At 42.4% G+C, this 24,152-nt stretch carries 15 protein-coding genes; 2 read left to right on the top strand and 13 right to left on the bottom strand.

Annotated elements, in window-relative coordinates; all coding sequences use genetic code 11:
• Positions 1–67: 67 nt before the first annotated feature.
• The 11 genes from V5J77_RS13320 to V5J77_RS13270 form a co-directional block, all read right to left on the bottom strand.
• Positions 68–1,750 carry an extracellular solute-binding protein gene (locus tag V5J77_RS13320; protein ID WP_338551332.1) on the bottom strand — a complete coding sequence of 561 codons (1,683 nt, stop codon included), beginning with the start codon at positions 1,748–1,750 and terminating at the stop codon, positions 68–70.
• A 110-nt stretch (positions 1,751–1,860) separates the two neighbouring features.
• Positions 1,861–3,534, bottom strand: a complete 1,674-nt coding sequence (locus V5J77_RS13315) for a response regulator (RefSeq protein WP_338551331.1) — start codon at positions 3,532–3,534, stop codon at positions 1,861–1,863.
• The gene (locus V5J77_RS13310; RefSeq protein WP_338551330.1) at positions 3,527–5,272 is read right to left on the bottom strand and encodes a histidine kinase; all 1,746 of its coding nucleotides are present in this window, start codon (positions 5,270–5,272) and stop codon (positions 3,527–3,529) included. Before V5J77_RS13310 ends, V5J77_RS13315 begins: the two co-directional genes overlap by 8 nt.
• Positions 5,273–5,356: 84 nt before the next feature.
• Positions 5,357–6,244, bottom strand: coding sequence for a carbohydrate ABC transporter permease (locus tag V5J77_RS13305; protein WP_338551329.1), 888 nt, complete (start codon positions 6,242–6,244; stop codon positions 5,357–5,359).
• Positions 6,245–6,262: 18 nt separating this feature from the next.
• Positions 6,263–7,120 (bottom strand): ABC transporter permease subunit, encoded by an 858-nt coding sequence (locus V5J77_RS13300; protein WP_338556775.1) that lies wholly within the window; start codon positions 7,118–7,120, stop codon positions 6,263–6,265.
• Positions 7,121–7,693: 573 nt separating this feature from the next.
• A complete protein-coding gene (locus V5J77_RS13295) occupies positions 7,694–10,357 on the bottom strand; it encodes a family 78 glycoside hydrolase catalytic domain (protein ID WP_338551328.1) in 2,664 nt (887 codons plus the stop codon).
• An 87-nt stretch (positions 10,358–10,444) separates the two neighbouring features.
• A complete protein-coding gene (locus V5J77_RS13290) occupies positions 10,445–11,545 on the bottom strand; it encodes a hypothetical protein (RefSeq protein ID WP_338551327.1) in 1,101 nt (366 codons plus the stop codon).
• 75 nt (positions 11,546–11,620) lie between these two features.
• Positions 11,621–14,137 carry a discoidin domain-containing protein gene (locus V5J77_RS13285; protein WP_338551326.1) on the bottom strand — a complete coding sequence of 839 codons (2,517 nt, stop codon included), beginning with the start codon at positions 14,135–14,137 and terminating at the stop codon, positions 11,621–11,623.
• Between the two features lie 246 nt (positions 14,138–14,383).
• Positions 14,384–15,205, bottom strand: a complete 822-nt coding sequence (locus tag V5J77_RS13280) for a carbohydrate ABC transporter permease (RefSeq protein WP_338551325.1) — start codon at positions 15,203–15,205, stop codon at positions 14,384–14,386.
• A 4-nt stretch (positions 15,206–15,209) separates the two neighbouring features.
• Entirely contained in the window at positions 15,210–16,085 is an 876-nt protein-coding gene (locus V5J77_RS13275; RefSeq protein ID WP_338551324.1) for a sugar ABC transporter permease, read from the bottom strand.
• A gap of 66 nt (positions 16,086–16,151) precedes the next feature.
• Positions 16,152–17,504: an ABC transporter substrate-binding protein gene (locus V5J77_RS13270; protein ID WP_338551323.1), complete on the bottom strand. Its 1,353-nt coding sequence runs from the start codon at positions 17,502–17,504 to the stop codon at positions 16,152–16,154.
• Between the two features lie 185 nt (positions 17,505–17,689).
• Here V5J77_RS13270 and V5J77_RS13265 point away from each other — a divergent pair, with 185 nt between their 5' ends.
• Both V5J77_RS13265 and V5J77_RS13260 read left to right on the top strand, forming a co-directional pair.
• On the top strand, positions 17,690–19,504 hold the full coding sequence (locus tag V5J77_RS13265) for a histidine kinase (RefSeq protein WP_338551322.1): 1,815 nt from the start codon (positions 17,690–17,692) through the stop codon (positions 19,502–19,504).
• Positions 19,505–19,511: 7 nt separating this feature from the next.
• The gene (locus V5J77_RS13260; RefSeq protein WP_338551321.1) at positions 19,512–20,984 is read left to right on the top strand and encodes a response regulator; all 1,473 of its coding nucleotides are present in this window, start codon (positions 19,512–19,514) and stop codon (positions 20,982–20,984) included.
• A 164-nt stretch (positions 20,985–21,148) separates the two neighbouring features.
• Here the strand turns inward: V5J77_RS13260 and V5J77_RS13255 are convergent, their stop codons facing one another.
• Positions 21,149–22,372 (bottom strand): macrolide family glycosyltransferase, encoded by a 1,224-nt coding sequence (locus V5J77_RS13255; protein WP_338551320.1) that lies wholly within the window; start codon positions 22,370–22,372, stop codon positions 21,149–21,151.
• 70 nt (positions 22,373–22,442) lie between these two features.
• Positions 22,443–23,807, bottom strand: a complete 1,365-nt coding sequence (locus tag V5J77_RS13250) for an MFS transporter (protein WP_338551319.1) — start codon at positions 23,805–23,807, stop codon at positions 22,443–22,445.
• Between the last annotated feature and the right edge of the window lie 345 nt (positions 23,808–24,152).

Below are 24,152 nucleotides of genomic sequence, written 5' to 3'. Positions count from 1 at the left end.
CATTCCTTCGTTGCCTCTCAAGGAGCTTCCCTGAAATCGAATTATTCCTCCACTCTGTCTGCTGAACTTACTTCTTCAACAATTCGTTGACTTCAGTTGTAATTTTATCACCGCCGAGCTTTTTCCAGCTCGCCACGAATTTATCAAACTCATCGATAGAAGATGCGCCGTATATAATTTTGGTAAATGTCTCTAATTGAAGTTTCTCCAGCGTTGACTTATAGCTCGTCATCGACTTTGTTGGAGCATAAACGAATGGATTTACGTAGGTTAGGTTGTTGTCCTTGTAATACTTTATGACGCTCTGCGAGCTCTCAGGTCCAAAGATCCGTTCTTGCCACCATGCGCTACGATCGCCAGCACGATACTTCATAATTCCGTCGTAGTAGCCTTTCCCCTCGACATCTAGGGACGAAGGATCATTCGCATCAAGTGCTGCCTTGATTTGAATTTGAAAGGTAAGGTTCTTGTCCGGTGGTAACAAAGACACCGTTGCCATGTGCCAGCCTTGATCGGACTCCCCCGTAAATTTTCTGCGTTCAGTAGCTGCGTTTTCGCCATACATCTTTTCGATCTGATAATTAAGCATCTTAATCAGCGCTTCTGGATGCTCATATTCTGCTTGTACAGCATAGTAGTTGCTGATCGATACAGAAGTCTGCACTACAGCAGGTTTGTCGTCACTCGAAGGAATTGGATAAGGTACCCAGTCAGCGTTTTTGTCATTCTTTACACTATCACCCACCGGGAACGGCGCATACATTGGCCCAAAGAACATTCCGGCTTTGCCAGAATTGACTGTTTCCCCCGTCTTACTAGCATCCTTCGTACCGAATTCCGGATCAATAATGCCTGTTTTGTACAATTCCTGCAATTTAGCCAGAGCCGTTTTAACTTCAGGCTGAATCGTGCTGTAAACGTAATTCCCCGATGCATCTTGTACCCAGCTATCGAGGAACGCATGATAGCCGTTTAAGAATCCCGTTGGTTGAAACATGGAATCCGTATTCAACGCTTTGGTCAGTACCAAGCCATACGTATCCTTCTTGCCGTTGCCATCCGGATCATCATTTACAAACGCTTGTGCGATAGCAATCAGGTCATCCATCGTCTTCGGTTGTTGCAGATTTAATTTTTTCATCCAATCTTGACGGATCCAAACCATATGAGCCGAATCCAACGTTCCGGTGAAGTTTGGAATCGCGACCATCTTGCCATCTAGAGTAACCGTTTTAAGCGCAACTCCATCACTTGCCGAGAGATAACTCTTGAGCTGATCAGAAGCGTACTTGTTGTATGCATCTGTAAGATCGGCGACTTGGCCGGCCTCCACCAACCGTTGCAACTGCGTATCGTGAACATTGAGAATTTCCGGCAGGTCACCTCCTGCGAGCGTGACGTTCATTTTTTCTACTTCGTTTGCCTGATCGGTAATCCAGTCATATTTCACTTTAATTCCTAATTCCTGCTCATACCCGCGGGTCCAGACGTTATCCTCCAGAGAATCTCCTTCGTTTAGAAAATTCTTCCCGGAATCACTTAGAGTAGCTCGAATTGTAATCGGCGGATCATACTTCAAAGGATTCGAAGTATCGACTGGACCGCTGTTGCTGGCCTCGGCACTTGCAGTAGTGCTGCCAGATGTTGCTGTCGCATTGTTTCCATCACTTCCGTTCCCACAAGCGCTTAACATCGATGTTGCTGTAACCAGACTCAAGAATCCCCATGCTAGTTTCCTTATTTTCACCATCAGATCGCCCCCCCCAGTAATTGAAACGCTTACATTAAAATCTTAAGCTTATATGACGCCCTACCATAGTGTGTGTTATTGACCTTCGGTATCTTTCGTTTACCATTTTCCTATCCATTTATTTTTGAGCGATCACGATACTCATTCGGTGTACATTTCTCAGCCTTTTTAAAAAAACGGAAGAAATAATGAGGATCCGTAAATCCAAGACGATTGGATATCTCATGAATTTTTAATTCGCTGATGCGGAGCAGTTCCTTTGCTTTATCTACTCGAACCTTGTTAATATATTCGGATAATGCAATTCCGGTATGCTTCTTATACCAGCGTGACAGGTAAGACGGATTCAACGAAACTACTTTGGCAATTTTGGATAATGACAAATCGCCGTCAAGATGCGAGTGAATGTATTGATGAACGTATACGATAATGGAAGACTCCTCATGGCTACTCGAAACATCTGTTTCCTGCAAGGTGATTTCATTGATTCTTTTAACACTTAGCCGAAGTTGAGTTAGCAGATGCGCCCATGATGACTGAGCATCCAGGTTAAGTACGGCAGTACAATCCGTTCCGTTTGCATACAGAATACGAAGCTGATCATAAGCAGCAAGCATTTGTTTGGAGGCAACATTTAGAAACTGCAGTTTATCGAACGGCTCTTTCGGACCTTCCGAAGGATAGACACTGCATAAACTTTGGAAATGATTCTCCGCTTCCTTCCGGTCACCAGCTAAAATGGTTCGAAAAAGGTTCTCTAGGTGGTAAAACGACCTTTTCTTCAATTCATGTCTATCTGCTTCTCTTTCTCTTTCCTCCTCTTCTTGTACCGAGACCATCATCCATTTTTCTGTTGTAAATCCAGTCCCCCCAAGTAGAGCCATTAATAATCGACTGTAGGTTTGCGAAACTTCGGGCCACTGGACGGGTCCATCAATTACGGCAATAGATACAGGCACTTTCAAGTAGGTAAGGCATGCCTCCTGAAATGTTTCAAGTGTTCCATGTACAAACCGGGGCAACCGTTTCTTCCAAGACTCGATGGGCCATTCACGGCCGATCGGCTGAATGAAGCATGCTATCGAGTACTCATCATATTCCGTACACTTCACGATGGTTTTTGAGTCCAACAGCTCCTCAGCGATATTGCCAATCGCATATTGGACAAGAGAATAATCTATTGGATTAGCATAACTCCGCCAGTCCTCAACAAAGAAAGCAGCAAGCAATACGGGCATGTTCAGTTTGAACTTCAGCTGCAAGGCATCAATCACCTCTTGCTCGAGTCTCATTGATTCCCGTTTTTCGCGCAGAGTATCCTTAAGTAACCGCCTTTGCAACCCAGATAACGCTCGCGGCATTTTTTCCTGCATGAGTATCCGCTGATGGCTTGTAGTGAGTTCTTCCCTGACTAGTCTGATTGCCTTGGTGACCGTTTCACGGATCTTATCCATCCCTTCTGTCTTCAGCAAATAATCTACTACGTTGGGACTGCGAATCGCCTGCTGTGCGTAAGAAAAATCATTGTGACCGGACAGTAGAACAGCCTTGCAACGAGGCCATTCCGAAGCCATACGACTCACTAAATCAATGCCGTTCAAACCGGGCATGGACACATCTGTCAGCACGACATCGACCTTAACTTCGGACAACCACTCAAGTGCTTCTGTCGCGGAATATGCTTTCAGAACGTCAAGCTCATCGAAGCTACTATCACTAGTGAACACGGCGTGCAACCCTTCAACTATCGTTGCTTCATCATCCACGATTAGAAGTCTAAACATGCTCTGTCTCTCCCGTTCTCGGTAATCTTACATTCACCTGCAGCCCGCCAAGCTCGCTCCGGTTGAGTTCAAGGCCGAACGAATCGCCATATCGGATACGTAGACGGTGATGAACATTGACTAGTCCAGTTGTTTCCTTGTGGGAATCATTTCCTTTATCGTTAATCCGATGACGAAGCGTAGCCAATCCTTTATCGGTAAGCTCCTCTCCATTATCTTCAATCGTAAAGATCAGCGTGTCCCCCTTGTTTGTGTATGTCATTCGAATGAGGCCTTTGGATGGCTTATTACGCAACCCATGCTCAAAAGCGTTCTCCAATATCGGTTGCAGAATAACTTTCGGAACGGGAAGAGACCGCAGTTCCTCAGGAACGGGTTCGAGGGCAACACGTACTCGAGGAGCATATCGAATTTCTTGCAGTGACAGATAGACAACTGCATGATCGAATTCTACACCAAGCCCCACATTTTGAGCGGCATTTCGTGTGATATATTGAAAATACTGACCTAAATAATCCGCGAACTCTTTAATTCCATCGACATCACCGGTTTCAGCCATCTGCTTGATGGTGAACAGGCTATTATATAGAAAATGCGGCGTGATCTGGGATTGCAGCTGCTTGTACTCCGCTTCTCTCGTTCGGATATTCTGAATGTAATTGTCTTCAATCAACTGTCCCAATCGATAAACCATTTCATTGAAACGTTCGTAAAGGTACCCAAATTCATCATTTCGATTATGCAAAATAAGATCGTTTGTTCGTCCAAGTTCAACACCCTTGAACCCCCGAATCAATTTGCCCAGCGGGCGATGAATAATCCGAATAATCCCGTAGGTAAAAAGGAAAATAATTCCGATTGAGAAGACCGTGATTTTCCATAACCACCTCGTGTACATATCAATAGGCTGTGACAGGCTTTTCTTAGAAATAAATCCCGCAAGCTCAAAGCCTAGCTCACTGTTGCTAATGAGATAAATTCGGCTGTTCCCAAATTCCATCTTCGTAATCTCCCCATTTGAATCTGTGAGATCAGGAATATTTGATTTGAAGTAATCCTCCGCTACTCCCTCTCCCCCTTTCGAAGTCAATATCATGTCACCTCTTCCGAAGATCATTGCCGCACTGCCGTTTTCCGGCTCGGTAAAGCCGTTAAGTCTGTTTATGATTTCTGTCTTGTTGATCTTCAATGCTAGCAGAAAATTGGGATCTATTTGCCTGTCCAAATTAAAAGGTAATCCAAGCAACACGTATAAGTCTCCATTGTATAATGAAAGAGAACTCTTGAGGTTCCCTCTGCTGCTAAGCAGTCCTGTCAACTCCTTCTTGTCCAACATTGAGATATAACCCGATGAACTGATTGTTTTGCCGAGTGCGGGAATGAAATAGATAACATCTTGAATATAACCGCTGGACTCTTTGATAAGTCGAGTCTTTCGATAAATATCATTCATTTGCTCTGCGACTTCGTAACTGTCCAGTATCGGCAAGTCTGTCGGAAAGTTCGCGATTTCCAAATCATTGGAATACTCAGACAGCAATTTTGACAATCGGGATAGTTCGAACTCTAAATAATAGTAATTAAACTTCAGTTTGGATTCATTGGACTTTTCAATTTCAGTTCGCATCTGTTTGGAACCAATATGTGTTGACCAGATGCCCAATGCATATAATGGAAGCATCACTAAAAAAAAGCAGATTAAAAGTTTAGTAAATATGGAAGTGAACCTGACTTTCATTAGAATCCCACCTATCCTTATATAACAAAAGAGCCGGAATCGGCTCTTTGTATATACCTCCAGTGTTGTAGTTCGAGAATAATATTATCCCTTCACACTGCCCAATACGATACCTTTGACAAAAAAGCGCTGTAGAAACGGATAGATTAGCATGATCGGCAAGGCAGCAACGAAAATTTGAGCGGAACGTGCAGTGCGGTTGGAGATATTATCCAGCAGCCGCGCGTCTTCCAGACTAAGATTGGCTTGATTCACGTTGTCAAACTGAAGCAGTGACTGCAAATATGTGGAAAGTGGATAATGTTCTGTCCGGTTCATATAGATCATACCGTCAAACCAGGCGTTCCAATGCCCCACTAGTGAGAACAAGGCAACTGTCACAAGACCGGGAAGTGAGAGCGGAAGGTAAATGCTCCAAAGCGTACGGAAGTGTCCTGCTCCATCAATGAAGCTGGATTCCTCCAACGCTTTCGGGAGCGATCGCATGAAATTGAGAATAAGCAGGACGTTAAACACTGGCACAGCTCCAGGAAGTATAAGCGCCCAAACGGTATCCATAAGTCCCGCAGCCTTTACAATGAGGAACGTTGGGATCAAGCCGCCGGCGAACAGCATAGTGAAAACGAAAAACCACGCATACAAAGTCCGACTAGGGAAATCATGGGCTTCCTTGGACAGCGGATAGGCAACAAGGACAGTCATAACCATATTAAGTCCAACCCCGAGTCCAACCCGCTTTACACTGACAAGAAAAGAAGTCACAAAATTGGGGTTATGAAAAACGTACTCGTAGGATTTAAGCGAGAATTCCACGGGCCATAGAGTGACTAACCCGGAATTGACTGCTGTCTTTGAGCTAAAGGAAATCGCGAGAACATGAATGATCGGAAACAAACAAGCAATGGCAAACAAGACCAATAAGACCGAATTTATCATTAAGTACACACGGTAGCCAGGTGTCAATAAATTCACGGTGCAGTGCTCCTCTCGTTAGAAAATTCTATATTTGGCAAACCGATAGGCTAAATAATATCCAGATCCGATAAAGATCAGGGAAACAATAGACTTCACCATGCCGATTGCGGTCGCGACGGAATAATTCGTTTCGACAAGACCCATCCGATAAACCAGCGTATCTAGGATATCGCCGGACTCATAGACAATTGGACTATATAAGTTAAATATCTGGTCAAAACCTCCATTAAGCACATTCCCAAGGCTGAGACACGCCAACAGGATGACCGTTGGACGAATGCCCGTCAACGTAATGTGCCAAGTCTGCCTCCAGCGGCTAGCCCCGTCAATTACCGAAGCCTCATATAAACTCGGATCAATGGAAGTTAAGGCCGCTAAATATATAATAGTATTGAACCCGACCTCCTTCCACTCATTTGAAATAACAACTATATAAGGGAACCATTTGTTGTCGGACAGAAACGACACAGGCGGCAACCCGACACCCTTAATTATGGCGTTGATGATTCCTTCAGATGGCGACAATATATCCACAAGAATCCCACCGAGGATTACCCACGAGAAAAAATGAGGCAAATAAATGATAGTTTGAATGTAGCGCTTCATACGAACCTTACGCATTTCATTTAACATCAAAGCCATGGTAACCGGTGCGACGAGATCCACTATGATCTTCATGGTTGAAATAAAAACTGTATTCCACATCACCTTATAGAATGAAGGATAAGCCAACATGTAACGGAAATTTTCCCAGCCGACCCAAGGCGAGTGCTTGTAACCCGCAAGTGGTGAAAAATCCTTAAATGCTATCACCAGTCCTGCCATAGGTACATAGCAGAAAATTATAACAGCGATCAATCCAGGCAACAACATGAGATGCAACGGAGTAGTTCGTCTAATTCGTTTTCGAATCGTATGCACAATGTAACCTCCTTTTTCTCCTTTTATTATAAGAAGCCATGAACATACGAGAACAGTGCCCCGTTTCGACTATAGGTATCTTTTGTTTACCTTCTCGATTGTGGAGCAGGCTATAACCAGCGGAACAAGCGCGAGAATCCCCTTCATCTTAGCGGAAAATGAAAACGAGCGGCACCTCCAAAGCGCTCTTGGCGCAAAGACAAGCCCCTCCTGTTCTTGGGTAGCCCACATTTTTTCATGGAAGATTTTTGGTTGAAGGTGGGCTGACTTTGACGCTTACGTTGAGAGTGGTGTCACTTCATTGCCTGACAGAAAATCTCAATACTGACAAACCGGATTGGCAGAGCAAGTTGACCATATACGTGTTAAACGCCTGGATGGGAACCCACAACATGTACGGGAAATACAAACTAAATAGACAACTCCCTTGACGAAGTAAACAATGTGCTTAACTTCGTCAAGGGAGTAAGAAATCCCTATATCATAAAAAGTACCTTTTCCCACTTCAAGAGTAATACCTGTTAGCTAGAAACTGGCATTTACAACTCTAAATGCATACCTACCTGATCCAACTCGAACAACCCCAAACGGCTGTCCTTCTTCGAAAATCACCTCATGCTCTATAGACTGTACATGCTCATAAACCAACGAATCAGCAGCAAGAAGGGGGATTTGTACCCTGGCAGTCGTATTGGGCGGGATTTGCACAGATAGACTGACTACATCTTTGCAATGTGAAAATTCCACACAGATTGGACCCCTTACAGAATGGTAGCAGCCACGAATCTGTTTCACATGTTCCGCTCGATAAGGAGCAATGCTAATTTCTTTATAGGCGCCTGAAATACTGGAAATACCTAGCAAATCCTTGTACAGCCATTCCAGAATATGCCCCATCATATCATGATTGCGAGAGCGTGCATCATCTGTCCAAAATTCAGGCAACGCTGTCTCCCCCATCTCAACGAATCGGATGTAGCTGGGATGCTCTGGTTGCATCATCATATCAAAGACGATATCTTTTCGTTTCATATCTGACAACGCGCCAAATAAAAACCTCAATCCAATTTCACCCGATCTGAGTTGTCTTGATGAGGCCGCATGCAATAAGGCAGTTTCCACATTCATTCGCTTGTCTTCTGGTACAAGTCCCAAGAACAACGGAATAGCCTGCACGACTTGATTGTCAGGATCAAATTCACCTGTAATTTTATGGTAGGCGTAGCCTTCTGGATCTCTATCGGAAATCGGCCTCAGCAGAAGCTCATTATATAGGCTGCGAATTCGTTCCGCCTCGTACGTATAATGCTCAACATCTTCATGGATGCCCAGCATTTTTGCGAATTTGACCATCAGCCTATAATTGTCATAATAGATCGCCGTTTCTACATTTTCGATATAGTCGCCGCCTGTTTGCGGATGTATACCCCAATCTCCAAGACCATGGTTAATGAATCCACCATTTACTTCCTTCGATTTTAAATAAGACATATATGCTTTCATTGCAGTGTATGCCAGTTCAATAGCAGTTACGTTACCATAGGTTTCAAATAGTAAATTAGGTACACTTATGATCGAGCTTCCCCAAGCGATGGAATCTCTGAATCCCTCTGTAAACCTTGAATATTCCGGTGCTATATCGGGAACTAAACCTTCTTCCGTTTGCGCTTCGATCATATCCTTCACAATCTTTAACCATAAATCCTCAACGTCCTTTACATACATGATGGATGGCCCCATTAAACCGGCCGTCTCAATCCATCCGAGCTTCTCAATCGTTGGGCAATCCGAATGAACGCTCTGCAAATTACTTTCGATTGCTTTCGTAATAATCGCAGCCAGCTTCCCAATTCGGAGATCGTCCGTTTCCAGTACACCCGTGCTCAAGGAGGCTGAAGTTACAAAGTGCCCTTTCACATCGTGGATATAGGGTTTAGTTTGATTCCGCTCATCGCGGGTACACCCTTCAATCTGCACCCATCTGGCTCCATAATAAGAGAAGTCCGGCTTCCATATCTCCACTTCTCCTGTTCCAGCAAGAATATACTCTGAATAAGTGACAATATCCCATGGCGTCGCGATTGTTCCATCTTCCCTCATCAACTCACCGGGCTTAATCGTCACCTTACTTCCTGCAGGTCCGCTCACATAAATTTCGAACATTCCAGACATGTTCTGCCCCAAATCAAACACAAACACATCAGCCAGCGGCTCATCTATTTGTACAGTATCATAAATATGTTTTACCGTAATCGGCGGTTGATTCTGCACAGTTAATTTACCTGCAGGTGGAAATAACAATTCTGCCTTTTCCCAACTCCGATCATCGTAGCTTGCACCAGTCCATCCATTTGGATAACGTCTGGCATCTACATTTTCCGAACCATATACGTTGGCAAGCGTCGTTGCGCTGTCTCGTACTTTCCAACCTCTCGCATCTGTGCAGATAATTGTATTGCTCCCGTCCTCATACTGGATATGAAGCTCGGCAATGGCCATTAATTGACTTCCGTAAGGCTCATATCCTTTATCCATTGTATAAAAGTGTCTGCCACCGCTGTCTCCAGCAAAGAAACCGTTTCCTACATGTAAACCAACGATGTTCGAATCAGGGATCAGATTGTCCGTCACGTCGAAACCTACATACTGGACTGACCTATGGTAATTGGTCCAACCAGGATCCATTTCATGGTTGCCTACTTTTCGGCCATTCATATAAAAATTGAAATGCCCTAAACCTGACACAAAAGCATAGGCTCGCTTCACTCTCGCTTTAAGTTCAAAAGAATGCCGCGCATAGAAAGGTTTACAGCCGCCATTTCCAATCCATTTTGCTTTCCATGGTTCGCCTTCTAGATACCCTGTTACAAAGCTTACGACCTCACTCCAAGTTACAAGCCCATTTGAATCCCACACACCTACCTTCCAAAAGTATTCGTTTACACTTTGTAAAGGTTGACCCTTATACGTAATATGCAATTGATTGGAGGAAATAATCTTCTCGCTGTCCCATACCAAACCTACTCCCGAGTCTAGCGAGCTCTCATCTTTAGCAACCAAGACGCGGTAGTGGGTTTGTAGTTCTTCCCGTAAATCAGTACCCTGCAACTGCCAAGAGAATATGGGAACACTTGTATCAATGCCGATAGGTGAAGCATAATTTTTAATTTTTAACAATACTGGTTTCACTCTCGTCAATCTCCTTCATCATGACTAATATTTAAGAGGTGGGGGGATTTTTATTAGACCATTACTCATTTCTTTATACTCATAGGTTCAATCAACCAAAATATGATCGTACACGATTGAATTGATAGATAGTTTGGATTGCTCAGTTCCGCTCGCAACCAATTGATCGAATCTTTCGTCTACTAATTTGGAAGTCAGATAATCTTTGACATCCTGGATCGACTTGTATTTACCCTCGATTTGGTCTGTAACTTTGTACAGAGTAAAGGATTGATTCCAGTCCACGATCGCACTCACTTCATTTACCTCTAGCTTGCTAATTACTCTGGAATAAGGTCCTCCCAAACGTCCCTCACTCTGCTGAACACTCTCATCAAAAATCTCCTCGTTATCTTCCGATTTACTAAATTTTTCAAACTGACGAATTACTTCGTCAAAGTCTGTCCCTTTATCAATCATTTTTTTTGCTTCTTTTATTTGAACTTCCGCCTCCTGTTTAGTTAATTGAGGTCCATAGGGAATCACAAGTTTCTTCACTTTTACCGTTTCAGGCCCCTTTAGCATTCGATCCGTGTCTTTTAATTCATCATACATTTTCATTAACGCTCCATCGTTTAAAGGCTCTTTCTCCAGCATCTGTTTCAATTTCGTTAATCGATTGCTTTGAAGATATTCATAATATATACCAACAGAATACTGCTCGGGACCATAAACGATCCCACCATTATCGCGCAATTCTTTTCTTCTTTTATTTTCATTTTGAAATTCCAACATAAAATTGCGGTAGCTGGTATCCTTCACTACACCATATTGCTTCATCATGATTTGCTCGTATTTTATTTTTTTTAACTCATCCAAGGTTGCATTTTTGGCCAATATAATGGGAATATCACCTGCTCCATATGTTTTCGTCCAGAAATCTTTCGACACCTCAACATTATATTTATTCATTATAAAAGATATCGTTGCAGATTTATGCCGTTGGAAGTACAAATTGAATTCTCCAATTGTAATAGGCTCATCATTAACCCAGGCAATCACATTTGCATCGTTCAAGCCTTCCTTCGTTAAGTTCTCATTAAAGAATGTTAATGTAAGAGTAATACATAAACATATACATAAACATATAAATGAAGCTAGTATTGCTAATCTCCATTTATTGCTTTTTTTTCGTATGCTTTGTGTCATCTGAGATCTCTCCCATGAATATAACTAGATGGACACCCAAAATATACAGTTGGGTGCCAGCTAGTTATTATCGAATTAATCCTGTGTAACTTCCACCTCAGCCAATTGCAGCATATAACCATCAGAGCCTAATTGAGGTAAATTGCTTGCTGAAATTCTTATTTTATTGGTTGTATCTGAATACCCCCAAGTAAATAATTGTCCTGCAGTTTGATTCAACGAATAACCGGTTTTAGTGACCCGATCCAACCACGCGGAACCATTCCACACCTGAATCTTAAAGTCGATTGGAAATGCGGATGTCGAATCCGATCTAGGGAACAAAGTTACAGTATTGAACATTTTCGCGGTTGGAAATGTCAACTCTAGCCATTCCGTATGATTCATAGTTTGTCCAAGTGAGCTTGAATAACCCATTGCTCCACTTGAGCTGGTTCTTTTTCCGTCAACTACCGCTGTCTTGAACCATCCATAATTCTCGATGGAGGAGGAGGCTTGTACGCTAGCATTGGTAGCAATGTTCGTTAGTGCATTCCTTACTTCCACTTCAGCCAATTTCATCATATATCCGTCGCTACTCAGGTTTTGCAAACTTGTAGCATAGATTCTGATCCTATCTGTCGTATCAGCAAAGCCCCAACTAAAAACTTGTCCGGCATCATTGTTTATTGAATATCCTGTCTTGACCACTCGATCCAACCAGGTCGAGCCGTTCCAAACTTGAATTTTAAAGTCGATTGGAAAGCCTGATCCTGCTGTTCCGCTTTGAGGGAATAATGTAACCGAGTTAAACGTTTTAGAAGTGCCCATATTCAGCTCCAGCCATTCCGTATGATTGGCAGTTTGACCCCAAGCACTCGCATAACCCATTGCGCCGCTGACACTGCTTCGATTCCCGTCAACAACCGCTTTCTTTAACCAACCCCAATCTTCCATGGATGAAGAGGCACTTACTGTACTTCCAATTGCCAAATTGGGGGACTGTCCAGGTATATACGTAGCGGGTGCTGTTCCTCCGGACGTCAGTGTATCGGATGCGCCAATATCTTGAACCGTGTCTAAAGTATTGCCCCAGTAATCCTTATCCGCATGCTCTGTAATGGAAACCCCTTTATTAATAAGCGGTGAGCCTGCCTGCAATTTATATCCTGTCGGCGTTGTCATCCCAATGGTACCGTTACCCGGAGAGACCATTAGTGGGTCAGCTGTCACTTTGTAGCTGTCATTCGGAGTCGAGCTCAAGTTGTAATAGCTGTTAGCCATATAATTGGCGCTGCCCCAGGAGGAAATGTTCAGTGAAGATGGCGCATAGAAAATGTTATTGATAAAGGTAGCTGCATTATTCGGCCCGCCGCTTTGTCTCCAAAGACCTGCCGACAAATAGAAAGTGTTATTATTGAATAAGGAGGAAGAAGCTCTATAATCCAAAAGGGCTGTTTTATCGTTTTGACTGATATTGTAACGAATGATCGGAGCGTGTGCGCTTTCCATCAGCAGTAAAAATCCGCCTTCATTGTCGTGTGAATAATTGTATTGTATGATTGCATTGGTACAATTGTAATCTACATCAAAGCCCTGTCCATCCGACGCGTTTCTTGTATTATAAGCCTCATTATACTGGATAATCGTATTATCGCTGTTATGAGGCCAAATTCCCGCATTAGGGTCGGTCGCCGGGTTGCAAAACTTGTTGGCGTCCTTCACGATATTATTTTCGACCAACGCATTGTTTGTAGTGTTGATCAAAATCCCGTCACCAGCTAGCGTATCCAGTGAATTACTTCTGATTACGACATTGGTTGATGCCTTGTAAGCTCCCACAGTATTATGGAATCCAATGGCTCCATAGTAGGTAGGTCCGCCCGAACGATCCGCCCATTGACTCCAAATGGAAATCCCTGTGCGGTAAATATTTTTTAATGTATTCCCTTCAATGAGGATGTCGTTGTAGTTGGTCTGAACCCCAGTCGATGCTGTCCCAGTGGACACGAACATTATACCGTCCCCTTGGAACCTATATCCTGTATGTCCTGTGTCGACGGTATACTTTCCACTAATATCAAAAATATCACAATTCTTGATATAAACATGCTGTCCTGTTCCGTAGTCGTGCCATCTGACAAGTATGCCGAATCTGGGTTGCTCATCATTTGCTTTGTTTGTAACCTGCAAATTGTTGACTTCCCAGTAATCTTGATTGTAAAGCAAGACGGCTGCACCATTATTGTTGAGATCACCATAGCGGCCATTTCCGTCGATTAGGGGTTTCGCTCCGGTTCCGTACATATCAATGATAATCGGATTGCCGCTTGCTCCTGATCCTTTGGGTGCCAACTGGCCGATCCAGGCACCTCCCGCTTTGAACAGAATCTTGTCCCCCGGTTGGAATGTTGTACTGTTCACCTTGCTCAAGCTTTGCCATGCAGTTGAAGTGCTTGTACCGTTTAAGCTGTCGTCTCCGTTTACCGAATCGACATAATACGTGTTATTGTTTGCACTGACCTTTAATGGCGCACCAACCCATGCCATCGTAAATGTCATTAAGGCAATAAGCAACATTGCAACAGCTTTTGTCATCTTCACGTTTGTCATTGTCTTTCACTCCCCGTCAGGTTCTAATCTAACATCCTTCTTTTTTTCATTGACTAATACTCAACTCACCTCCTCTCGCATGTTTACGTAGCTATTCCTGCTTTTTCAAGCTTCACCATCATGTAAGCGCAATCATTTTAGTTGTTATTATCCACGCGGACTGTTTAATTAAACGCCGCGCCCGCTCTTTCGTGTAAAGCAGAGAAACAGGAGGCTATAATAAGTTTCCTTATTACAGCCTAGACTCTATCCCTTAATCGCTCCAGCCGTCATTCCTGATACAATATGCTTCTGCATTAACAAGTAAACCGTAATAACTGGCAAAGAAATGATCATTATGTCCGCAAATACTAAATTCCAGTCTGCTGAATGCTGACCGAAGAAGAAAAAAACAGTCAAACTGAGAGTAAAACGGCTGGGGCTATTCAAGAAATATAACGATAAATTAAAATCATTCCATATGGTCATAAAGGATAAAATGAAGACGGTGGCATTAATCGGTTTCAGTAAAGGAAAAATCACTTTTATGTACAAGCGAAGTCCTTCAGTCCCATCCATACTGGCCGCCTCGTCGATTTCTCGCGGAATACCTGTGAAAAATCCAATATACAAATAAGTTGTAAAGGCGAAGCTCGTTGCGATGTATAACAAAATAATCCCCACATAATTGCCGCTCATGTTCAATGATTTTAAAAGCATATACGTAGTAATGATCGAAATGGGCAGTATCATACCGATCAACAATAGAGAACGTAAAAACCGGCAAAAGGCATCATTCCGACGTTGAATAACATAAGCAGTGAGAGAGCATGCCATAATGATTCCTACCACACTTACTCCTGTAACTAGAATCGTATTACCGAAGGCTTTTATAATATGGGCTTCACGAAATACCGTTGAATAATTATCCCATATAGCCCAAACTTGTGGGATTGAGAGACTTAAATCCGCTGCTTCCTGCTGATTCTTAAATGAATTCAGTAAGATTAGTAAAGAAGGAATGGCTACAAACATGCTTATAAGAACAGCTATGATTTCCATCGAATAACGTTTAACCGACACGGACATGATCTTACCCCTCTTCTTCTCGGTTTCCTAATAATTTATTCAGTACAAGCACAATAAAAACAATGATTAAGAAGAGGATGACGTTGGCAGCTGTAGCTTCTCCATATCGTCCTTGCGCAAAGTTTTTGAAGATGACGGTGTTAAGGACAGCAGAGGCATTGCCTGGCCCACCTCCGGTAAGTCCATACACAATATCAAATACCTTCAGGCCACCAATAATACAAAACATGATATTAGCATTAATGACTGATCGTAGAAGCGGCAGTGTGATATATCGAAGCTGTTTCCATTTATTGGCTCCGTCAATGGTTGATGATTCATACATATCGTGCGAGATCGTTTGTAAACCTGCTAGAAATAAAACCATATGGAAGCCCGTCCACTTCCAAATTTCTACGAATGATACGGAATACATAACAAGTTGCCGATCCGTAATCCAATTTTGGGTCCAACTTTCCAAATGAACAAACCTTAGCGCTTGATTTATTATCCCTTGCTCTGGATGATAAATGGCTGTAAATGCAAGAGCAACAGCAATGCTGCTGAGAATGGCTGGAAAGAAAAGCATAGATCGAAGATAAACCGCTGTCTTTAATTTTTGATTTACAAATAGGGCAAGCGCCAAACCGAGCACAACTTTGACAATCGTTGTGAGGAACGTAAACAAAAAAGTATTGCGAAACGCTATCGAGGCATCATCGCTATCCATTAAGCTTCTGAAATTATCCCATCCAATCCAATGGAAATTTCCAACGCCGCTCCAGTTCGTAAATGCATAATAAAAGCTAGCAATTGAGGGAAGAACAAAAAAAATGACAAATAGCAATAGCCCGGGAAGAAGCATGCCGTAGGAGTAATTTCTTTTAATCAGTGTTTGCATATGATACCCCTCTATGAATAGAGAATGAGAGCTGCGCGCAGTCTCTACATTCTCTATTAAATTTAATTATTGAAACTTTGGATCATCTTTGGCTTTCGCATTCTTCACGAATTCCTTCTGCATCGCATCCATAACTTGGTCTATTGTTTTCCCACCAGCCATAAAGTCTTGAATGTATGAATCGGGACTCCCATACGAATATTTAAACCCTGTTCCAAAGTTAACTACTCCCTTACCTTCATCAACAAGCGTTTTGGAATCTAATTCCGCAGGTGTGAGCTTCGTCTCCGTTACACCTTTAATCGCAGGAATACCTCCTTCATTACTGAAGAAAATATTTTGCGTCTCAATGGATTCGAAATAGTTCATGAATTTTTGCGCTGCATCCTGATTTTCACCTTTTACAATATAAATCGAATTAGGGTTGAATAGAGCTAAGTGGGATTTTCCATCTTCCATCGGCATCATGAAAGCACCGATATCGTTTACTTGATCCGGGAATTTTTTTGCAATATCAGACATTACCCAAGTAGCCATATAAAACATACCAACTTCTCCCGTCGCGAGCGCTTTTTGTGCATTGTCATAAGTATCGGAGAGGAAGGTTTCATTGATATAACCTTTGGATTTCAAATCATCCATTTGTTTTAAACCATTTTTAAAATTTTCCAAATCACCGAATTTAGCCGTGTTATCATTAATGCCTTTTACGATTCCCAAATATTCTGGCGTAGCCACCGCTTGAAACGCAGGTAATTGCAAGGTCCAAGCATCTTTTCCTGCAAAATAGACCGGCGTTTTCCCTGCTTTGAGAATGGTATCGCTTACTTTCAACAAATCATCGTACGTCGTAGGCACTTGCAAATTTAAGCTTTGAAACAATTTTTTATTGTAAAGCACGACACCTGCATTGATCCCTTGATAAGGCCCCCCGTAAAATTTTCCATCAACATCCATGGCGCCTGTCCATGCTTTTGCATCAAAGTTCTTCATCCATTCTTGTCCATCCTGCAAAACAAAGTTATCTGCTGGATCACCAAGCTGTGAAATTTGGGCTTGACCCGTATAATACATCAAAATGTCTGGCTTATCTTGTGTCGCGAAACGAGTTTTTATCAGGTTATCCCCTTGCTCTCCTTCTGCAACCTTCTCAATTTGCAAATCAAATCCCTTAGTTGCTGCATCCTTTACGACGGCTTCCATCCCCGCTTGATACCAAGAGGCATGCATTAAAACTTTAAGTGATATATTTTTGGTTGGTTCAGCCGTTGCCCCTGCTTGTGGACTTGCATCAACACCCACTGTAGATGTTGGCGAAGAAGAACTACCACCGTTTCCACATGCCGTTGTTACTATTAATGCAGCTGCCAAAATAGCTGTCATTTTCCCTGTAGACTTTACAGAAAATATACCCCTCATCTTTGTTCCTCCTCGGTTGTATGTGCTTACATTTGTACTGTATACGATTTCACTTTAATGATAAATGGAGATTTGTTCAAGACGAAGTGGATTATTATTCATTGTGCTTCTAACTTGATAATTATGTTGCGCCCTTACTTTATTTCAAGTAAGCTTGAAATACCTTTTAGGAAGGAGGTATCATATTGTTTTCTTACAAAACATTCCAATTTCGATTGTTCATTACATATTTAATCACCATACTATTTTTCGCTACCGTTATCGGGGTCCCTATGTATTTGTATTTGAAAGGAAATATTGAAGATAATATCTCGGGCAATGTCGAGCAGAAAGTGGAAACCTCCTCCTCCCAAGTCGATACATGGTTCCATGAATTCGCTAATATCACATCCCAGCTTTATTTAGATAACACTGATAATTCCGTTGTACGGCGATTAGATGCTTTAACCTCTACTGGCATTGACTTTGAACAACTTAATGCCAGTAAATCCATTTATAACAGCCTCTCTTTACTGACAGAAATTCACCAGCAGGTGCATCGGGTGAGTATTTATAACGTTAGCGGTAACTTGTACTCCAATAAAGATTACACGATAACAGCCCCGCAATTATTAAACGAGATGGACTTAAGTGTCGTTCGCCAGGCTAAAGGCGCCACTGTTGTTCGCATGTTTGATCATGATCCATGGATCTCTTCCAACGAAAGAGGAACGCAGCCTGTGATTTCTTTCTCTCGACAACTACGTGTCGCCGACCGTGAAATTGGCTTTCTAGAAGTACAATTCACGGTTGAAGATTTGTTGCAAGTGGCTTATCAGGGAAAGAAGCCGCTTTCCAAGGTAAGCATCGTTTTATTTTCTGACCAAACGATCATCTTCCCGTTTTCTGATGAACGTTCGAATGTTGCAGAGCTTGTTCAAACGGTACGTTCCCAAATGAAAGACACTAACTACTTCAACTCATATCTTAATAGTAACGGTAAAGAGAGCTCCTATGCGGTTGCCATACGTTCAACCTATACTCCGCTCACTGTCATGTATCTCATTCCTAAGAACGAGATGTTGGCATCTCTAAAGCTTTTCCGGAATGTTACTTTTTTAGCAGTCGCGCTATTAATTCTCTTATCAGCAGCCGTTTTCTACATCTTATCCAGAACATTGACTGCTCCTTTGATTAAGCTTAGAAAAGCAATTGACTCCATATCGCTGGATGAGCGCAGCCCTAACATTGAGAATAAATGGAAAGAGGATGCTATTGACATGCTTAACCGTTCTTTCCGGAGAATGAACGAAAGACTGCAGATCTCTTTGGAAGAAGCTGTGCAGTTTCGAACAATGCAACTGCGCTCGCATTTCGAGGTTCTGCAAGCGCAAATTAATCCTCATTTCCTATTTAATATGCTTGGAGTTATTAAAGCATTGGCTGATAGAGAGCGGAATGATCAGATTTCTGAAATTTCGGGGAAATTGGCCCAATTTCTGCAATACCCTATTTCAACCGCAAATAAAGTAGTTGACATGGGCGAAGAAATAAAATTTGTAAGTGACTACTTACATTTGATCAAAACTAGATATTTGCATCGTCTTACGTATACCATTGATGTTCCTAAAGAAGTTCAAAGGATTAAGATTCCCAAATTAACCATACAACCTCTAGTTGAAAACTGCATCAAATACGGTTTTACAGGAAATCCAACTCTTATCATTCATGTACACATCAATATATTTGAAGACCGATGGGAGCTACTAATTAAAGATAATGGTCAAGGATTCCAAACGGATAAGTTAGCCAATATTTACCAACAAATGAACGAAAACAGTGAAAAAATAGGAATGGGCCAAGCCATTGATCCCCTAACTATCGGAGGAATGGGTCTAATTAGCACATATATTAGACTTAAACTGTTGTATAAAGAAGAACTTAACTTCATTGTTGGTAATGGTAGGGAAAATGGCGCTTTTGTCTTAGTTTCAGGGAAACTCGATTGCAAAGAAAGGTGAGGTATTCATGCGTATCTTGGTTGTCGATGATGAACCGTTTTTCATAGATGAATTAAAGCGAATCATAGAGAAATTCAGGTTGGAAAATGGTAAACCTTTAGTAGAAATCGCTGAATCTTATAGCGGTGAGCAAGCTTTACTCCACATTCAATCTACTCGTCCCGATGTTGTGTTTACAGACATTAGAATGTCGTCCATAGATGGATTGGAATTAGCGCAGACCATACAGAATAATTGGCCAGACCTCCCTGTTATTATTGTCAGTGGCTACCCTTCTTTTGACTACGCACGAGAAGCCATTAGAGCACAAGTGATGGAATACTTACTAAAACCAATTGACGAAAAGGCAATGAATCTGTTGCTGCATAATCTCTATAGAAAGCATGAGGCTCGCAAAAGAGAGGAAATCTCAATATGGCTGCAAAAAGTCCTTGATATTTCAAACCCTGACGATCACATACGCTGGCAAAAATCATCTCCGAATTCACATGAGCATTTTATAATTGCTTTGATGAGAACACATGAATATATGATTCCAAATCCAGAGAATCACATATGGGTCGTCTCAACAAATAAATGGGATTATCTCGTATTTGTTGGGTTAACTAAAGAAGATTCCTTCTGTTCTTCAGTTGAGCCTACGCCATTATTTTTGAATATGGTAAAAAAACCTGAACTTATGTCCTTCCTTTACACACCAGATCCCGTGGGAATTGACTGTCTAACTAGTGCTATAGAGAGCTTATATCAGCAACTGGACCTAAGAAAAATCATAGGTTACCAGCTTCATTCTTCCCTCCTTCCTATTGCTGCTCCTCCTGCATGGAAAGAAAGGGAGGATAGACTTCAATATCTAATTAACTTGGCTGCGAGTAAAAAAGCTCAGGCCTTTGGGGTAGAGCTCCAGAAGCTTTTTGAGGAATGGAACCACGAGATGTGCAACAACCATATTGTTGAACGAAGTTTGAAATATATTCTCTTTAGTGTTGCCAAATATGTACCGTCATGGACAAGCTTTACGCTGCACCGCTTAAACAAGCAGATCGAAGAAATTATCGTATTCGCCAATCGATTTGAAGAGGCAAGAGAAGCCTTTAGCCAGATGCTATCTCCTTTATTTCCTAACACAGCCGAAGTCGAAAACGTTAACGACGATTCATCATTGTATTACCAAAAAGTTATAGATTACATCACAACCAACCTATCAGAGCCACTTACTTTGAATGATATTTGCGAAAAATTTGAAGCTTCAAGAACCAGCGTTTGGTCCATGTTTCGTCAATATGGTCAGACAACGTTTGTGGAATATTTGACCAATAAGCGTATTGAAAAAGCAAAACAACTCATTCAACAAAATGATACTCTGAAATTAAAGGATATAGCTGTTCAAGTTGGTTATATTGATCATCACTATTTCAGTCGTATTTTCAAATCCGTAACTGGCCAAACTCCTTCCGAATATCGTATGAGAAACCAGTAAGGAAGCTTCACTCATCAATAGCACCACTTTGCGCCATACAACCAGTATGTTGCCGCTTTTCGGTCCAGACATTGCTCCCAAGTTATTGTCCTTGGCTTTGGACAACAACTTGGTTCCTAAAAACAAAAAAAGCCGCTTTGTAAGCGACTTTGAATGGAACACCACTAAATTGTGTAACTTCCTCGGGCTGAACCCATATGACTCATGATCATTTCGGCGGCCCGCTTGTAGCCTCCAGCCTGGCGTAAAGATTCGCCGATGAGGTAAGCCTGCCGTTTATAAAGTGAATTGTGTAAGACTTCTATTAACGCCTCTCTCAAATTAGTTGCACTGAGGTTATGTTTATTCAAAGTAATACCCGCGCCCAACTCCTGTACCCGATCTGCAACAAGAGGCTGATCTGACGTTAATGGGATCATCACCATCGGAACGTTGTAATATAGCGCCTCACTCGTGCTGTTCATTCCAGCATGTGTAATAAAAACATCTGTATGCTGCAGCATTTCCAACTGTGCAATATATGGCTTGACGATAAAATTAGGAGGAATTTGTTCCGTCAGCGGCTCCATATCCGTGTATTTCCCTGAAGATAGAACAACATTCACGGGTAGGTCACCTAATGCTTCAAAACAAAGCTGATAGAAATCCAAGTTCTTATTTAAAATCGTACCCATGGCAATGTACACGGTTTGAGGGTAGCGTTCGCGAAGCGGCTCGAACGAGAAGACCGGAGCATCTTGACGTGTTATGATCGAAGGACCAGTGAAAATAAAACGATCATCCAGCTTTTCTGCCTGCGGCTGAAAATAACGGCTAGTGTACACGAGCTTTAACTGACCTGCATGTGCCGGAATCTCTTCCATGGCTGGAATACTCACTTGAAACTCTTCGGATAACTCAGTTGCTATCTTCATCGTAGTCTCATAAAGCTCCTTCGTCTCCGTCTCATTAAGGTCTGATCCAGACCCAAGAGGCTCTATAAAAGCAAAGGAGGCAATTGAACACACCGCGGGAATGCCCAGTTTTTCTGAAAGAATAGTCCCTCCCCATCCCATCAGGGAATCAAATATTATATAGTCAAACTTTTGATTCTCTATTAATCGCAGCACATTGGGGATAATCCTCCGAATGATTCCGCTTATCATCATATGAATGAACTGATAAGAATGCTTGTACTCCTGAGGCTTCAACACCGGATCATGAGAGAAGGCATCTTGTGGAAATGGATAGGTAAGTATCTGGGCACCGGTTTGTTCAATTCGGGAACGATACTCCTCCGTGCATACATAGATGACTTCCTCACCATTGTTCGTCAACTGAGTAACTAATCCTAACGACGGATTCACATGTCCTTCAGCTGGAGTAATGACTACTAATACACGTGCCATCTTATCTACCTCCCCATGCAATTTGCCCCCCCGTTCTTCGTGATGTATTTAACGACGCGGCTGTCATCCGTTACATGGAAATGTTGTCCTTCACCTGACTGATCGGATGAAGTTCTTGATGAACGAGTTTGTTAATTCGTAGTGCTGCCAAGAAACTTAACAAGACTAATAGTAATTGCAGTGTTAACACGATCAAAACGCCTGTGGATATGCCCCATTGTAAAGTCTCGGACAAGGCAATCAGAGCGCCACCAACTCCAATGCTTATTCCCATATAGAAAGAATCCACAAATTGCAGATTCGCGGACATTTCTCCCTCTTTCCTGGGCATGGCATGCTGTAAAGCAATGGCTGCAGTAGTAGGGTTGGCCAATCCAACACCCAACCCTGTAATCATTTGCGAGAGAAGGATGAGCATAATTCCACCGTCCGTCAAAATAAGAGCCAGGATCACGAGTACAGTTCCAGCGATCATAATCCCAATGCCGGTCATGACTCTGCCCTTTCGGGCAAGACCTTGATCTCGTGCATCAAGCTTAGCTTGCAACCACGCAGCGGCGGACCAGCTCAGAGAACCTGCTGCTACAAGAAGGCCAGCAAGGTCAGCTGATAACCCCTTCACTTCGGTTAGTGCCAAGATCAGAAAACTTTCCGTTGTAAAATAACAAGCAACATATAGCCCTCTGGAAACCAAAGTAGCAGGCAATCCTTTTTTTACCGAGAAAGTGCCCACAGGCAGAAGTTTATGCATTGGCGAGATCATGACGACCAATCCACCCAAAGTGAGTACTATGCCTTTCCAATCGGTTATGATACCAAGTCCTGTGAGTAACAGCCCCGTTCCAACGGCAAGTAGAATCGCATAAATAATCTTCGAGTCGGTTGCTCGCGCTGGACCTGTCAGATCTTGCCGAAGCTGCAAATCATGGAAAGAGCGGGATGTAAGACTGAGCGCCAATCCAATTAAAGGTAGAACGATCCAGAAAACATATCGCCACGAGATATAGGAAGCAATAAGGCCTGCTACATAAGGCCCAATCAAGGAAGGCAGTACAAATGCCATAGAAAATGCGGCCAGGATTTGAGTACGAAGTGCATCTGGATAATGCAATGTCACACAGGTATAAACGCATGTGATCAGGGCCCCCGCTCCAAAACCTTGAAGGGCTCTACCGACAATAAGCATGTGCATATCTATAGAAATAGCGGAGACCACAGTTCCTAGCACAAAAACACTAAAAGATACCAGCATGGATGTAAAAACACCGCGCTTGTCAACCTGCTGACCCATAACCAAGGTTCCAATAAGCTGAGATAACAAAAATGCGCTGAAGATCCAACCATATAAATGAATGCCCTCTAAACTTTGTGTCATTTTCGCGGCAATAGTCGTGATAGCCAGTCCTTCGAAAGCGACGGTTGCCAGAACCAGCATAATACCAATTGTAGGCGCCCTGTACTGAGCATCAAAAATCCCGATCTGATCGTTGTTTGTCTTTCACACCTCCGTAAGTTGATGGTTATTATGGTAAATTAAACCTCTTGTCATTCTGAATATACATTAACTATGCTACTTTGTAAAGTTAAATGTTTAAAAAGTATTTTTGAACAAATGATGAACGAGATTGGTTTCATATCCGGTAGGATAGCTTTAATGAGTCATCGGCTAACTAGAAAGACACACAGCGCCTTGTACAGCTTGAGAGCACACAGCACTCCGATGCGTCTGCTCCAGCCGCTGGCGGACATCATTAAAGCGAACACCATTAAATTACCAAAC

It is taken from the genome of Paenibacillus sp. KS-LC4, assembly GCF_036894955.1.
GTDB lineage: Bacteria > Bacillota > Bacilli > Paenibacillales > Paenibacillaceae > Pristimantibacillus.
Note: the sequence above shows the minus strand (reverse complement) of the source record. Positions and strands in the feature narration are given on the sequence as shown.

What these genes read in the sequence shown, in the direction of transcription:
- V5J77_RS13320 (WP_338551332.1), bottom strand. Translation starts at nt 1,750, where the DNA reads ATGGTGAAAATAAGGAAACTAGCATGGGGATTCTTGAGTCTGGTTACA.
- V5J77_RS13315 (WP_338551331.1), bottom strand. Translation starts at nt 3,534, where the DNA reads ATGTTTAGACTTCTAATCGTGGATGATGAAGCAACGATAGTTGAAGGG.
- V5J77_RS13310 (WP_338551330.1), bottom strand. Translation starts at nt 5,272, where the DNA reads ATGAAAGTCAGGTTCACTTCCATATTTACTAAACTTTTAATCTGCTTT.
- V5J77_RS13300 (WP_338556775.1), bottom strand. Translation starts at nt 7,120, where the DNA reads ATGTTGTTGCCTGGATTGATCGCTGTTATAATTTTCTGCTATGTACCT.
- V5J77_RS13290 (WP_338551327.1), bottom strand. Translation starts at nt 11,545, where the DNA reads ATGACACAAAGCATACGAAAAAAAAGCAATAAATGGAGATTAGCAATA.
- V5J77_RS13285 (WP_338551326.1), bottom strand. Translation starts at nt 14,137, where the DNA reads ATGACAAACGTGAAGATGACAAAAGCTGTTGCAATGTTGCTTATTGCC.
- V5J77_RS13280 (WP_338551325.1), bottom strand. Translation starts at nt 15,205, where the DNA reads ATGTCCGTGTCGGTTAAACGTTATTCGATGGAAATCATAGCTGTTCTT.
- V5J77_RS13275 (WP_338551324.1), bottom strand. Translation starts at nt 16,085, where the DNA reads ATGCAAACACTGATTAAAAGAAATTACTCCTACGGCATGCTTCTTCCC.
- V5J77_RS13270 (WP_338551323.1), bottom strand. Translation starts at nt 17,504, where the DNA reads ATGAGGGGTATATTTTCTGTAAAGTCTACAGGGAAAATGACAGCTATT.
- V5J77_RS13260 (WP_338551321.1), top strand. Translation starts at nt 19,512, where the DNA reads ATGCGTATCTTGGTTGTCGATGATGAACCGTTTTTCATAGATGAATTA.
- V5J77_RS13255 (WP_338551320.1), bottom strand. Translation starts at nt 22,372, where the DNA reads ATGGCACGTGTATTAGTAGTCATTACTCCAGCTGAAGGACATGTGAAT.
- V5J77_RS13250 (WP_338551319.1), bottom strand. Translation starts at nt 23,807, where the DNA reads ATGCTGGTTCTGGCAACCGTCGCTTTCGAAGGACTGGCTATCACGACT.